Source organism: Geomicrobium sp. JCM 19037, from assembly GCF_000698105.1.
Lineage (GTDB): Bacteria > Bacillota > Bacilli > Bacillales > Marinococcaceae > Geomicrobium_A.
The window spans coordinates 1-12244 of the sequence record NZ_BAWZ01000038.1; the positions used below are offsets into that span (position 1 = coordinate 1).

Sequence of the window (12244 nt, forward strand, 5' to 3'; positions counted from 1 at the left end):
CATTGGCAAGGTTGATCCTTATTTTGACCGGGCAAACGGTCGACTTTATATGACGACGTATGAAGGTGTGGGCGAAAACGACATGGTCGTTTCCGCCCTTGAGAAATTCGCCCAATCGCTCGGTGCGCGGGAATTGACGATTACGACAGCGGAGCGCTAGTCGTAGTCGTTTTTTTTAGATCGATCATAATAAATCCAAAGAAACAAGACGAGTGCAACGACGGCAATGAGGGAGAGCGCAAAGTAAAGGTTGCTATAAATCGAATGAGGTCCGTGAGGATTCAACGGGTTAATTGAATACGTCACGCTCGTAGTGTCAAGCAAGCTCCCGAAAATTGCACTGCTAAACGCACCCGATATGAAGTTACATAAGTTAAACAGCCCCATGCCAATGCCTGTCGTTTGCCGATCAAGCAATGTGGATAGAAGGTTTGCGGTTGCACTTTGCAGCAGTGGAAAACCGATGTATGCGACAAATACAGCTGCTGCAACGAGCCATAAGGAGAAGCCGGTAAACACGCTAATTAGAAATACGCCGATGGAAATGACGATGAGGCGATTCTTAGTACATACACACTTCCGCGCCGGTCAATGACCATACCTCCGTAGCGACCGAGAATTCCTGCAGCCATTGCCCCTGGGAACAGCACCATGCCGATGCCAATCGTAGTTGTGTCATAAAGGTCACGCATCATAATCGGCAATACAAAGATGAGCCAAACATCACACTCGTACCGAAAAAACTTGTGAGTAAGGTGATGGCGTATTTTCGATTTTTGAGTAATGCCGGGTCGATAAACGGCACGTCGCTTCGATTAAGATGAAAAGCGAGTATTAAAAACGACAAGATCGATACAAACAGTAATGACCAGACGAACAACGTGACAAATAGCAGTAACGTCGAGACAAATACCGAGACGAGGATTGCACCAATGTAATCAATTTTTTGGAATTGTACACGCTCGTCAGGCAACCATTTGCGGAATAACGGAATGGCTAAGCAAGCCGTCGCCGGCACGAGGAACAAGTATCGCCATTCAAGCACCCCACCAATCATGCCACCAGCAATGGGACCAATCCCTGAAGCAAAGGCACCGTTGACGAAATAATCCCGAACACTTTCCCTCGATCGGTATCAAAATAGCGAGACGGAATGATAAAGCCAAGGCTGGGATAGCGGCGCCACCTAGAGCTTGGAGAATGCGAGCGGCGAGTAGTGTTCCGTAGTTGGGCGATAAAAACCCGAGCACGGATCCGAGCGAGAATAGAAGAATTCCAACTGTAAGTAACGTCTTTAACGGCACCATGTCCGCAAGCTTTCCGTACATGACCGACCCAATCGCATATACGAGAATGTAACCAGTCATTACCCAACTGACTTGCGAAGGCAAGAGCCCGAACGTTTCGGCTATATCGGGAATGGTTACGTTAAACATCGTTCCATTAATCACAGTAAATGTAAGTAAAATCGCGAGTAAGAGTACAAGTTTTTTCTTTCTTTGACTATCCATAATTCCACCTCTTCATCATCATGATACCGCTTTCTGAAGAGAAGAACACGGAAAACATTTCGTAAATCAAAATAAAAGGCATGAGTGTGGTTATGAACGCCCTGTCGTCTGCGCTCTAGTTCCTCGTTGCCCACTGAAAAAACAGCAATTTTCCCGAAACTATATGAGTTGAACGAAAGAAATTCACTGAATCGGATGACCGAGATCGGTCTTTACGGGCAAACGCTACGTATTGTCTGTTGAAGTTCATCTCACGTCGACACTGCAAGGGTTGCGGGCAACATGGAAAACGTTTGCCAAAAGGTAAAAAGACGTGACTGATGGTCACCACCTGGCACAAGCATGTGATGACCTCTTACTTAAGTGACAATCCAGCCCGCAAACTGGGCACTTTCAGCCCTCAACGGTCACATATATCGCGATTTGTGACCGTTGACTCCGTTTATGTGCGCATCCGCGTTTAAAACGATGACTTTTCCTTTCCAAACTGTCACAAATATGAACTTATGAGACATTTGGGCTTCTTTTTCTACACCTTAGCCAGTAGGCAGAAAAGTAAACCGTGTTGTCCTTATGCTCTGGAGTACATAGAAAACACGGTGGTCGTCTTTTGACCACCGATGTTGCACTTATAGTCCGGACTGCATAGAAAACACGGTGGCTGTCTTTTAGCCACCGATGTTGCCTTGTGCTCTGGAGTACAACTATCCTCCTCCATTGGAAAGCAACAATCAACTGTGCAAATCAGGAAAAGGCTTAGCGCAGATTTGTTCAACTTGAGCAGAGTTTTGCCCCGCGCCATACAAAAACCCCGTCCAAACACTTGTGTTTAGACGGGGTTTATCATTATTTCTGTTTCAGGTTGCCTGTGCTTTGAATATAACGATGTTCTCTGTTTTCTCGCTATCAATATCAGAAACAAAGGCAGGTCCTTCGAACGTACCTTCGCTCGTTTCGAATTTAAAGTCAAAGGTTTTCTTAGAGCTGACGGCATCAAAGATCAAGTTCTGCTCATCAACTGCGTGAAATACGCCGTTCCATTGATCATTTTCTGTTACGTTTAATTCTCCTGTGCGAAATGTAATGGCTTTGCCACCATCCATATATAGTGCATCTACTTTCATGAATTGTTTCCTCCTTCATTGTCGCTACAAGGAGTGTTCCCGGCATGTCCATCGTTAAAACATAAAAATATTGGTCTAGACAACTAGAAGTCATAGTGATATGTTACAAGAAAAGAGGTGAGAGCGTTGCGGGAAGTAATTCTAGCGGGATTGAATGTCGTTTCGGATGGTTTGTTTATGGACAACGCGTATATTCACATGCGTAACGGCAAGATTGTTTATGTTGGTAAGAACGACAAAACGAGTTTTCCTGCACATATTCCGGTCCGCACGTATGATGACGATACGACAGCGTTGCCAGGATTCATTGACGTGCACATTCACGGTGGCTACGGTGTCGATGTGATGGACGCAACCGAAGACGTGTTCACAACCCTCGGAGAAAAATTGCCGACGGAAGGAACGACCGCCTATTTAGCGACAACGATAACGAGCAGTAAGGCTCGAACTGTACAAGCGCTCCAGCAGTGTGCCCAGTCGGTGAAAAAGCTTGGGTCTGCTGAGTTACTAGGTGTGCATTTAGAGGGCCCGTTTATTCACCCTGACAAGCGTGGCGCTCAACCGCTCCAGCATATAGAACGTGCAGACGTAGAGATGTTTGCAGAGTTCCAACGAGCTGCCGACGGTACAATCCGGATCGTTACGCTCGCCCCCGAGATCGAAGGCGCAAACAAACTTTTGCAAAAATGCAACGATGAACGAGTGATCGCATCGATTGGACATACGACCGTTGATTACGAAACGTTGGAGCAACTTGTTCAAGATAAACCGATGCACGTGACTCATTTGTACAATGCCATGCCAGGACTGCACCACCGGGCGCCAGGTGTCGTCGGGGCAGCGTTTACGTTCCCTTCATTAAAAAGTGAATTGATTGTTGACGGGATGCATAGCAAGGCAGGAGCGGTGAGGAGCGCATTTCAAGCCATCGGTTCGGACCGTTTGTTCTTAATTACCGATTCGATGCGCGCGAAAGGAATGCCTGATGGCGATTATGATTTAGGGGGACAAACGGTACGTGTGCACGGTGAGAAAGCGACGCTTGAAGACGGCACGTTGGCAGGCAGTGTTTTGCGAATGAACGATGCTGTTCGGCTCATGCGCACGTTTACGGATGCATCGTGGGAAGACGTTGCCAAGATGACGTCTTGGAACCAAGCAAAAGCGCTGAACATCTCTAATAGAAAAGGAAACGTTGCGGCGGGCTTTGATGCCGATGTTGTGCTGTTTGGGCAAGACGTGCTGCAAGAGACTTGGTGCGCGGGACAATTGCGATTTGAGGAGGGGTCAAAATGAACGTATATGTGATGAAAGATTATGAAGAAATGAGCGGAGCAGCTGCCGAACAAATCGCAAAAAAAATGCTCCACAATCCTAAAATTGTGTTAGGTTTAGCCACTGGCGGCACACCTGAAGGGATGTACCGCTATTTAGTTGAAAAATATTACCGGAGAGAGTTATCTTTTCAACATGCGACGACGTTTAATCTCGATGAGTATATCGGTCTTAACGATGACCACCCACTAAGCTATCATGCGTATATGAAGAAGCACTTGTTTGACCATGTGGATGTGCGTACAGACCACACCCATCTGCCAAATGGAAAGGCTCGTGACATTGAACAAGAATGTCTGAACTATGAGCAGCAGATTCAGTTGAGCGGAGGAATTGACTTGCAAATACTCGGTCTCGGGCACAACGGACACATCGGCTTTAATGAACCGAATACGTCTTTTGATTCTCGAACGCATCGCATCGAACTCGATGAGCAGACGCGAGAAGCGAATGCCCGTTATTTTGACACATTAGAAGAAGTGCCAAGCGAAGCAATTACGATGGGCATCTCGACAATTTTAGAAGCAAAAGAAATTCTCGTTCTCGTCTCTGGGGCGGATAAAGCAGAAGCAGTACGAAAAATGATCAGTGAGGCGCCAAATCCAAACCATCCAGCGACAGTATTGCAAAACCACCCGAATGTGACGCTATTTATTGACGAAGCAGCCGCTGTGGAGTTGGATGAAAGTATGGCGACGAAGTGATGATTGATAAACAATCGAAAATCCCCATCTATTATCAACTCGAACAAAGCATGAAAGAGCAAATTCAGGAAGGCGAGTTAGAAGAACACGAAGTTTTACCTCCTGAACGAGAGATTGCTGAGCGTTATAGCATTAGTCGCATGACCGTTCGCCAAGCGTTAAACAACCTCGTCCAAGAAGGCATCTTGTACAGGCAACAAGGCAAAGGCACGTTTGTAAGTGCCAAAAAATGACGCACGTATGAAAGATTTAACGAGTTTTACCGAAGAGATGCGCGAGCGGGGCTTCTCACCAGGCAGTCACTTTCTTGCTTTTGAAGAGGTTAGCGCTCCGAGCGAGGTGACCATACAACTAAGCGTGGCAGAAGGTGCAAAAGTTGTTCAAATTAAACGAGTCCGCCTCGCAAATGAAGAACCGATGTGCATCGAAACGGTGTGGATTCCGCGATCCCTTTTTCCTACACTAAAAAAAACCGACGTCGAGTCGTCATTTTATTCGGCGGTAGAGCGTGCAGGTTTCGAGATTGTCTCTGCAGAGCAATCGTTCGAAGCGAGTGTAGCTACAAGACAGGAAGCGAAACGTCTCGGTATTTCTGAAGGCAGCGTCGTGATGAGAATGAAACAAACATCATACCTAGAAACAGGAGAAGCTTTTGAGTTTGTCGATTCTGTGTACAGAGGCGACCGTTATACGTTTTTCCAGACACTATCCCGATAGAAATAAGCCTTCCGCATCTTTGGCGGGGCTTATTTTTTTGATAAAGTGAATCAAGAATTGTTCAACAGTGAACGATTCGTGACATACGCTGAAAGTGAAGCAAATCTTCTTTTGTTACTCACTGGCATCATGTAAAATAAAATAAAAAGCCAACGAAGTATGTGCTGTGTTATGATAGGAGAATGAGCGTCGTCTGCACGCATGCTTTAACAATAGAATGGGGCGTAATAACGTGTTTATAGATATTCATGGAAAGCAGGTTCATTTCCATTGCTCGGGCGAAGGAAAAGACGTCCTGCTCCTTCACGGTTGGGGAGCCAATATTCAAGCCTTTGGCCCAGTTCATCGAAACCTTGAACAACATTTTAAAGTATGGTCCATCGACCTTCCCGGATTTGGAGAAAGTGAAGAGCCACCAAAGCCTTGGGGTTCAGATGACTTTGCGAAAATGCTTAGAGAATTTATACTGAAACAAAACATAGAAGATCCAATTTTGATCGGTCATTCCAATGGTGGGCGTGTATCGATCCGCTATGCGTCTGAACATCCGGTAAACAAAGTCATTCTCGTTGACAGTGCCGGTGTGAAACCGAAACGCAAACTGAACTACTATATGAAAGTCTATTCATTTAAAACGGCAAAGAAAATACTGAGCTTACCGGGCCTTCGATCACGTAAAGAAGAGATTCTCTCTAGTATGAAGAAAAAGGTCGGCTCAACCGATTATCAAAACGCATCCGGGGTGATGCAACAGACACTCGTGCGGGTTGTCAATGAAGATTTGCAGCATCTTATGCCAAAGGTCACGGTCCCAACCCTACTCGTATGGGGGAGAAGGATGATGACACTCCTGTTTCCGACGGTGAAAAGATGGAGAAGTTAATTCCTAACGCTGGACTGGTCGTCCTTAAAGGTGCAGGGCATTTTTCATACCTCGATAACCTCCAAGAGTTTTTGATTGTCATTAATCATTTCCTCGAAAAAGACAAGGAGGCCATCTAAACATATGGAAAGTCTGCTCATCCTACTACTTGCCATTGCCTGGGCATTATACACAATCATCCGTGTGAAACGGAATGTCCATATGTTGCAGCTCAACTCATATCGTAATGAACGTTATTTCCGCTGGATGAAAGGAAATACAAAGAAAGCATTTCGCTTATGGGATTTGTTGCCACTCTTGTCTTTGATCGCACTGCCGCTCTCTGAAAACATATCCTTTTACGTGATTGCTGCTTGGGCAATTATCGTGTTTGCATCATTGACTGCACTGCGCCCTCAGACTGAAGAGAAGAAAAAGCTCGTCTATACATCAAGAGTGAAGCGACTGTTAACGGCCATTGGTCTCGTTTACTTGCTCATCTTTTTAGGTGCGTTCTGGTGGAGCGCTGGTGGCACGTTTACGATGGGTCTATTCATTGCAATCCTTGCGGTTGCAACATTTCTTGCGTACTTTATCGTCATGGTGGCGAACGTCATTACGATGCCGATTGAGTTACAAATTAACCAATATTACTTCCACGATGCCGAGCGGATCGTACGTGACATGCCGAACTTAGAAGTCATTGGGGTAACTGGAAGTTACGGGAAAACGAGTACGAAGCATATCCTAAAAGCGGTGCTCGCAAGCAAATATAATGTGTTAATGACACCTGAAAGTTACAACACAAAGATGGGCGTCACGCGGACCATTCGTGAACAATTAAAGCCGTACCACGATCTTTTTATTGCTGAGATGGGTGCCAAGCAAGAGCACGACATTGAAGAAATCTGTACACTCGTTAACCAGAAATACGGGATCGTGACGGCGATCGGTGAACAGCATCTTGAGACATTTAAGACGTTGGAAACAATTAAGAAAACGAAGTTTGAGCTTGTTGAAACACTGCCGCACGACGGGACGGCATTTTTGAATAAAGATGACGACAACATCCGCGCGTATCCGCAAGTGAATAGTGTACGCACGATGTATTACGGAATCGATGCTGAAGACTTACACTACCGGGCGACGAATATCACGTATTCAGGTAAAGGAACGACGTTTACTGTCGAAAAATATGACGGAACGAGTGTTGAGATTCAAACGAAACTGCTCGGGCGTCACAACATTTATAATATCCTTGCTGCGGTTGCCATTGGTGCGGAGAAGAATATTCCGCTTGACGTCATTGCCCGCGCGATTAAAGGTGTTGCCCCTGTTGCGCATCGACTTGAACTGAAACGAACGAGCGATACACTCACGATTATTGATGACAGTTTCAACTCGAACCCATCAGGATCAAAGATGGCAGTAGAAGTTCTCGGATACATGCCCGAGAAGAAAATATTGATTACGCCAGGGATGATCGAACTTGGCGATCGTGAATATGAATTGAATAAACGTTTGGCAACGCATGCTGCAGATGTGTGTGATTACATTATCCTTGTCGGTAAAAAGCAGACCATCCCGCTACAAGATGGACTTCAAGAAGCGGGGTATTCAGAAGACAAGTATTATGTCGCGTCGAATTTGCAAGATGCACTCGCGAAGATGCGAGACGTGACGGCCACGGAACCTTCCGTCGTTCTGTTAGAGAATGACTTGCCGGACACATTTGAAGAGTAAGACTGAACGGAGATGAATGCGATGAAAACCAGAGTAGGTGTTTTTTTCGGCGGGATTTCTGTAGAGCATGAAGTGTCGGTCATTTCAGGACTCCAAGCCATTCATGCGATGGACACGGACCGTTATGAACCGGTTCCGATCTATATTAGTAAAGACCGCACGTGGTATACAGGGGAATCACTGCTTGATATTGAAGCGTACAAAGACTTGAAGAACCTTTTGCAAGAATCAACGGTCGTCACACCGATTGCCGCAGAAAATGGTGGCATCATTTTGCAAAAGTTGCCTGTACCACGATTTGGCAAACGCGAAGCGGGTCAAATTGATGTCGCGTTTCCAGTTCTCCACGGAACATTCGGCGAAGATGGGGTTTTGCAAGGGTTATTTGAACTCATGAACATCCCATATACCGGTTGTGACGTTGGGGCTTCTGCGGCGGGTATGGACAAAATCACGATGAAGCAAGTTCTTCGTAATGAAGGATTGCCTGTGCTCGATGACGTATGGTTTATGGGCGCGAATGATGAAGACATGGAGGCCGTTGTTACCCAAGTCGAAGAGAAGTTGGGATACCCGGCGATTGTCAAACCCGCGAACCTCGGTTCCAGTGTTGGCATTGGAATTGCTAGAAACCGCACATCGCTAGAGACCGCTGTAGAAGAAGCATTAGAATACGCCAGTAAGCTCGTCATTGAACCCCTCATCGGGGAACTAAAGGAGATTAACTGCTCAGTTCTCGGAGACACAGAGCACGCTGAAGCGTCGGTACTCGAAGAAGTATTAAAGACAGAAGAAATCCTTAGCTATGCAGATAAATATCAAGGCAGTTCAAACGGCGGCAGTAAATCAAGTGGAGGTTCAAAAGGGACGAGTGGCGGAATGGAAAGCACCGATCGCATCATTCCTGCTCCGGTTTCTGATGAACGCACAGAAGAAATCCAATCACTAGGAGTGCGCACATTCAAAGCCCTCGGTTGTGGTGGCGTATCGCGCATCGATTTCATGATCGATGAAACGACCGACTCCGTCTACGTGAATGAAATTAACACAATTCCAGGGTCCCTTTCCTTCTACTTGTGGGACCTGCCGGCAAAGACTTTCAGACACTCACACATGACATGATCCAGCTAGCATTAAAACGCCAGCGCGATCGCGAACGCCTCACCTTTTCCATTGATTCCAACCTGTTCTCCTTGCAAGGCGGCGGTGGTGGAAAAGGCGGAAGCAAAGGTGGAAGTAAGAAATAAGCACGATGAAAAATATAAAAAGCGACACCCCCAGTCATTGTTCATGAATGGGGGTGTCGCTTTTGTACGATGTTATTTAACATGGACGAGCGGGGGTTCGATTGGGAGGGCGCGTTCTCATGGTAAGATTCTCTCCGCATTGCCCGCATTTTAGGCTGAAATCGTACCATTGGGCTTTCTATTGTAAGATTTGCAGTAATATCCCTCATAAATTAAGAGAAACCTTACCACAGTTGATTTAATGGGAGATTTTTACCTCAGGCGCTTTCAAACGAGAGTTAAAATATAAAGGAGCATATTGTTGTACGACAAGAAGCCTCCAAGCATAACTCAACAAGTAGGCATGGTTTAAACTTACGTATTTGAAGGAATAGTGATTGGACGGAGGTGCTCACAATGAAACAAATACGACTAAAAGAACGACCGGTTGGTGTTCCAACCGAAAATACCTTTTATTTTCATGAAGCGGAAGTTCAAAAGCCAAAGGACGGAGAGGTGTTACTAAAAACACTGTATCTTTCCGTCGATCCATATATGCGTGGCAGAATGTCATCAGCCAAGTCTTACGTTGAACCTTTTCAAGTTGACGAACCGCTTAACGGTGGCATCGTAGCTGAAGTCGTGGAGTCAAAGTCAGAAGGGTTAGCCGAAGGTGACGTCGTCACAGGTTCCCTCAATTGGGCTGAATACAACACAACAGCAGGGAAGAATGTTCGCAAGCTACAACTTGCCGGCGCCCCTGCTTCACATGCCCTTGGCGTGCTCGGGATGCCAGGACTCACCGCCTATTTTGGCATGTATGAAATCGGTGCACCCAAAGCTGGCGAAACCGTCGTCATCTCTGGTGCTGCTGGAGCTGTCGGCTCTGTAGCTGGCCAATTAGCCAAGAAACAAGGCGCTCGCGTCATTGGCATTACTGGTTCCAAAAAGAAGCAAGACTACCTAAGCTCCATCGGTTTTGATGCGACCATCAATTATAAAGAAGACAATTTGGAGCACGCGCTCGATGAACAGTGTCCAGATGGCATTGACGTCTACTTCGAAAATGTCGGCGGAGAAATCAGTGATCATATCTGGCCAAGATTAAACACCTTTGCCAGAGTACCCGTTTGCGGTGCTATATCCGCCTACAACAACACAAAAAAAGAAGAAAACTTCGGACCTCGTGTCCAATCCTTCCTGATTAAGTCGAGAGTGAAGATGCAAGGATTTCTCGTTGCTGACTTCGCTGACAAATATAAAGAAGCTTACCAAGCACTAGCCGAAGGGCTAAAAAACGGAGATATTCAGTTTGAAGAGACCATTCATGAAGGTTTTGAAAACGTACCCCGTGCCTTCCTCGGCCTCTTTGAAGGCGAGAACATCGGGAAACAACTCGTCAAAGTAGCCGAATAAAAAGATTGACTATCTGACGGATGTCCAATATTGGACATCCGTTTTTTAAATGGGGGGGAGTGATCGCGGGAGGCCCGGACATGTGAAACTTCGAGGATGTATACGTGGATGGGGTGGGGATTGCTCGCCCGAACATCTCCGCATCATTTTGGTAATAACTAGGAGATCCGCGATCTAGATCACGCCCGAAACGATCTAGATCGCATTAAAAAAGTGGATTTTACCAGAAACTGGGCGATCTAGATCGTTTTCCTGGTGATCTAGATCGTTTTTCACGAATTTCAACACCGGCGGTGGCGATGGATGTTCATTTTTGGGAATTTATAGGAGATCTGCGATCTAGATCGATTTAGAACACCGCAGTTTACATCAGACTAGGCAATCTGTGAACGTTCGTTTCTCCATCGAACTTCCCCCTGTTTACCCAAATAAACCTCAAGAGCTAGCAACTATCGGCACCCAAGGTGCCGAAAATAAACCGAACTTTCATCGGCATGGCTCATGCCGATTGCATGTTGGCATTTGAATGTGAAGGGTGAGTGACTTTCTTTCACCTCACGCTAATGTCATATATGGGTAAGTAATCATATAGACCGTTTTCTGCCGCCCACCCACATCGCTTCAACCTCACTCACTGCACTAAAAGGTCTTTAAAGTGCTGGGCGGCCCGGGAGATGTGGCGGTCTTTCGGGGTGATTAATGCGGTGGTGGTCGTCACATGGCAATCTGTAATTCGGTAGATGGAGAAGTTATCTTTAGAGAATGTAGACAAGACAGCTTCTGGAAGCATAATTCCCCCTAATCCACTTTCGACGAGCGTGAGTAATGTTGTCGCATCCGGGGATTCACAAATGTAATTTGGTGTGAGTCCGTGATGTTTGAAGGCTTCGTGTACGAGCTCATATATGCCAATGCCTTTTACGCGATGCAGGGCGAAAAGCGGTAATCCGGCAATTTCTTTCATTGTCACGGTTTGTCTGTTTGTCGCAATCCATTGATGTTTTGCTGTGATAAAATAAAAGGGTTCTTCTTCATCCAATGGTGTGAAATGTAGTTGGTCTTGTGGATGAGGAGAACGGACGAGAGCGACGTCAATCTCGCGATCATGTATCGAAGCGGCTAACTGAAAAGGGTCTCCTGAAAGGATTTGAATATGTACGTTTGGCCACTGTTCATGAAAGAAGCGAATGGTCGCTGGTAAATGATGAAGGCATGATTTCACACACCCAATTTGAAGTGTGCCTCGTAATCCTTCGCCTGTATCTTTGACGATGTCGACGACGTCATCAAATTCTTTAAGCAGTTCAATGCCCCGCTCGTACAATAGTTCCCCTGCCTCTGTTGGCAGAATTTTTTTCCTACACGGACGAGCAGTTGTGTGCCCATTTCTTTCTCTAAACGTCGGATTTGTTGACTAAGGGGCGGTTGCGCCATGTTGAGTTTTTGGGCAGCGGTCGTTATTTGTCCTTCTTGTACGACAGTGACGAAATAACGGACGTGTCTAATTTCCATATTATCCCATCCTATATGTTATTAATATATTTGATTATTATAATTATATTATATAAGTTTGTATAGCTGTGATACAATTCTGAACACAAACGTA

General features: G+C 45.9%; 15 protein-coding genes. 8 read left to right on the top strand and 7 right to left on the bottom strand.

Annotated features, from left to right (window positions below; all coding sequences use genetic code 11):
• Window positions 1-156: 156 nt before the first annotated feature.
• The 5 genes from JCM19037_RS23355 to JCM19037_RS17705 all read right to left on the bottom strand — a co-directional run bounded on the left by JCM19037_RS23355 (window position 157) and on the right by JCM19037_RS17705 (window position 2635).
• A complete protein-coding gene (locus JCM19037_RS23355) occupies window positions 157-519 on the bottom strand; it encodes a hypothetical protein (RefSeq protein ID WP_052364020.1) in 363 nt (120 codons plus the stop codon).
• Window positions 520-524: 5 nt separating this feature from the next.
• Window positions 525-695 (bottom strand): hypothetical protein, encoded by a 171-nt coding sequence (locus JCM19037_RS25990; protein WP_193744798.1) that lies wholly within the window; start codon window positions 693-695, stop codon window positions 525-527.
• Window positions 692-1057, bottom strand: coding sequence for a hypothetical protein (locus tag JCM19037_RS23360; protein ID WP_052364021.1), 366 nt, complete (start codon window positions 1055-1057; stop codon window positions 692-694). The genes JCM19037_RS25990 and JCM19037_RS23360 overlap by 4 nt, the downstream gene beginning before the upstream one ends.
• Complete coding sequence (locus JCM19037_RS23365) at window positions 1038-1511, bottom strand: MFS transporter (protein ID WP_052364022.1); 474 nt, start codon at window positions 1509-1511, stop codon at window positions 1038-1040. The genes JCM19037_RS23360 and JCM19037_RS23365 overlap by 20 nt, the downstream gene beginning before the upstream one ends.
• 857 nt (window positions 1512-2368) lie before the next feature.
• Window positions 2369-2635: a hypothetical protein gene (locus JCM19037_RS17705; RefSeq protein ID WP_042403412.1), complete on the bottom strand. Its 267-nt coding sequence runs from the start codon at window positions 2633-2635 to the stop codon at window positions 2369-2371.
• A 126-nt stretch (window positions 2636-2761) separates the two neighbouring features.
• Here JCM19037_RS17705 and nagA point away from each other — a divergent pair, with 126 nt between their 5' ends.
• The 8 genes from nagA (at window position 2762) to JCM19037_RS17740 (ending at window position 10638) form a co-directional block, all read left to right on the top strand.
• Window positions 2762-3931, top strand: a complete 1170-nt coding sequence (gene nagA / locus JCM19037_RS17710; RefSeq protein ID WP_052364023.1) for an N-acetylglucosamine-6-phosphate deacetylase — start codon at window positions 2762-2764, stop codon at window positions 3929-3931.
• Window positions 3928-4674, top strand: coding sequence for a glucosamine-6-phosphate deaminase (gene nagB / locus JCM19037_RS17715; RefSeq protein ID WP_042403414.1), 747 nt, complete (start codon window positions 3928-3930; stop codon window positions 4672-4674). Before nagA ends, nagB begins: the two co-directional genes overlap by 4 nt.
• Window positions 4674-4907 carry a GntR family transcriptional regulator gene (locus JCM19037_RS27670; RefSeq protein ID WP_238544795.1) on the top strand — a complete coding sequence of 78 codons (234 nt, stop codon included), beginning with the start codon at window positions 4674-4676 and terminating at the stop codon, window positions 4905-4907. Before nagB ends, JCM19037_RS27670 begins: the two co-directional genes overlap by 1 nt.
• 7 nt (window positions 4908-4914) lie before the next feature.
• Window positions 4915-5391, top strand: a complete 477-nt coding sequence (locus JCM19037_RS17720; protein WP_238544796.1) for a GntR family transcriptional regulator — start codon at window positions 4915-4917, stop codon at window positions 5389-5391.
• A gap of 232 nt (window positions 5392-5623) precedes the next feature.
• Window positions 5624-6274 (top strand): alpha/beta fold hydrolase, encoded by a 651-nt coding sequence (locus JCM19037_RS17725; RefSeq protein WP_238544797.1) that lies wholly within the window; start codon window positions 5624-5626, stop codon window positions 6272-6274.
• Window positions 6275-6397: 123 nt separating this feature from the next.
• A complete protein-coding gene (locus JCM19037_RS17730) occupies window positions 6398-7996 on the top strand; it encodes a UDP-N-acetylmuramoyl-tripeptide--D-alanyl-D-alanine ligase (protein ID WP_042403415.1) in 1599 nt (532 codons plus the stop codon).
• A gap of 21 nt (window positions 7997-8017) precedes the next feature.
• On the top strand, window positions 8018-9118 hold the full coding sequence (locus JCM19037_RS17735) for a D-alanine--D-alanine ligase family protein (RefSeq protein ID WP_238544798.1): 1101 nt from the start codon (window positions 8018-8020) through the stop codon (window positions 9116-9118).
• Between the two features lie 521 nt (window positions 9119-9639).
• Window positions 9640-10638 (top strand): NADP-dependent oxidoreductase, encoded by a 999-nt coding sequence (locus JCM19037_RS17740; RefSeq protein ID WP_042403417.1) that lies wholly within the window; start codon window positions 9640-9642, stop codon window positions 10636-10638.
• 631 nt (window positions 10639-11269) lie between these two features.
• On the opposite strand, the gene JCM19037_RS17745 is transcribed toward JCM19037_RS17740, so the two are convergent.
• Both JCM19037_RS17745 and JCM19037_RS30310 read right to left on the bottom strand, forming a co-directional pair.
• On the bottom strand, window positions 11270-11962 hold the full coding sequence (locus JCM19037_RS17745) for a LysR family transcriptional regulator substrate-binding protein (RefSeq protein ID WP_193744799.1): 693 nt from the start codon (window positions 11960-11962) through the stop codon (window positions 11270-11272).
• Window positions 11857-12150 carry a LysR family transcriptional regulator gene (locus JCM19037_RS30310; RefSeq protein WP_081829412.1) on the bottom strand — a complete coding sequence of 98 codons (294 nt, stop codon included), beginning with the start codon at window positions 12148-12150 and terminating at the stop codon, window positions 11857-11859. Before JCM19037_RS30310 ends, JCM19037_RS17745 begins: the two co-directional genes overlap by 106 nt.
• Window positions 12151-12244 lie beyond the last annotated feature (94 nt).

What these genes read in the sequence shown, in the direction of transcription:
- JCM19037_RS17735 (WP_238544798.1), top strand. Translation starts at nt 8,018, where the DNA reads ATGAAAACCAGAGTAGGTGTTTTTTTCGGCGGGATTTCTGTAGAGCAT.
- nagB (WP_042403414.1), top strand. Translation starts at nt 3,928, where the DNA reads ATGAACGTATATGTGATGAAAGATTATGAAGAAATGAGCGGAGCAGCT.
- JCM19037_RS25990 (WP_193744798.1), bottom strand. Translation starts at nt 695, where the DNA reads ATGATGCGTGACCTTTATGACACAACTACGATTGGCATCGGCATGGTG.
- JCM19037_RS17705 (WP_042403412.1), bottom strand. Translation starts at nt 2,635, where the DNA reads ATGAAAGTAGATGCACTATATATGGATGGTGGCAAAGCCATTACATTT.
- JCM19037_RS17740 (WP_042403417.1), top strand. Translation starts at nt 9,640, where the DNA reads ATGAAACAAATACGACTAAAAGAACGACCGGTTGGTGTTCCAACCGAA.
- JCM19037_RS23360 (WP_052364021.1), bottom strand. Translation starts at nt 1,057, where the DNA reads ATGATTGGTGGGGTGCTTGAATGGCGATACTTGTTCCTCGTGCCGGCG.
- JCM19037_RS27670 (WP_238544795.1), top strand. Translation starts at nt 4,674, where the DNA reads ATGATTGATAAACAATCGAAAATCCCCATCTATTATCAACTCGAACAA.
- JCM19037_RS30310 (WP_081829412.1), bottom strand. Translation starts at nt 12,150, where the DNA reads ATGGAAATTAGACACGTCCGTTATTTCGTCACTGTCGTACAAGAAGGA.
- JCM19037_RS17730 (WP_042403415.1), top strand. Translation starts at nt 6,398, where the DNA reads ATGGAAAGTCTGCTCATCCTACTACTTGCCATTGCCTGGGCATTATAC.
- JCM19037_RS23365 (WP_052364022.1), bottom strand. Translation starts at nt 1,511, where the DNA reads ATGGATAGTCAAAGAAAGAAAAAACTTGTACTCTTACTCGCGATTTTA.
- JCM19037_RS17720 (WP_238544796.1), top strand. Translation starts at nt 4,915, where the DNA reads ATGAAAGATTTAACGAGTTTTACCGAAGAGATGCGCGAGCGGGGCTTC.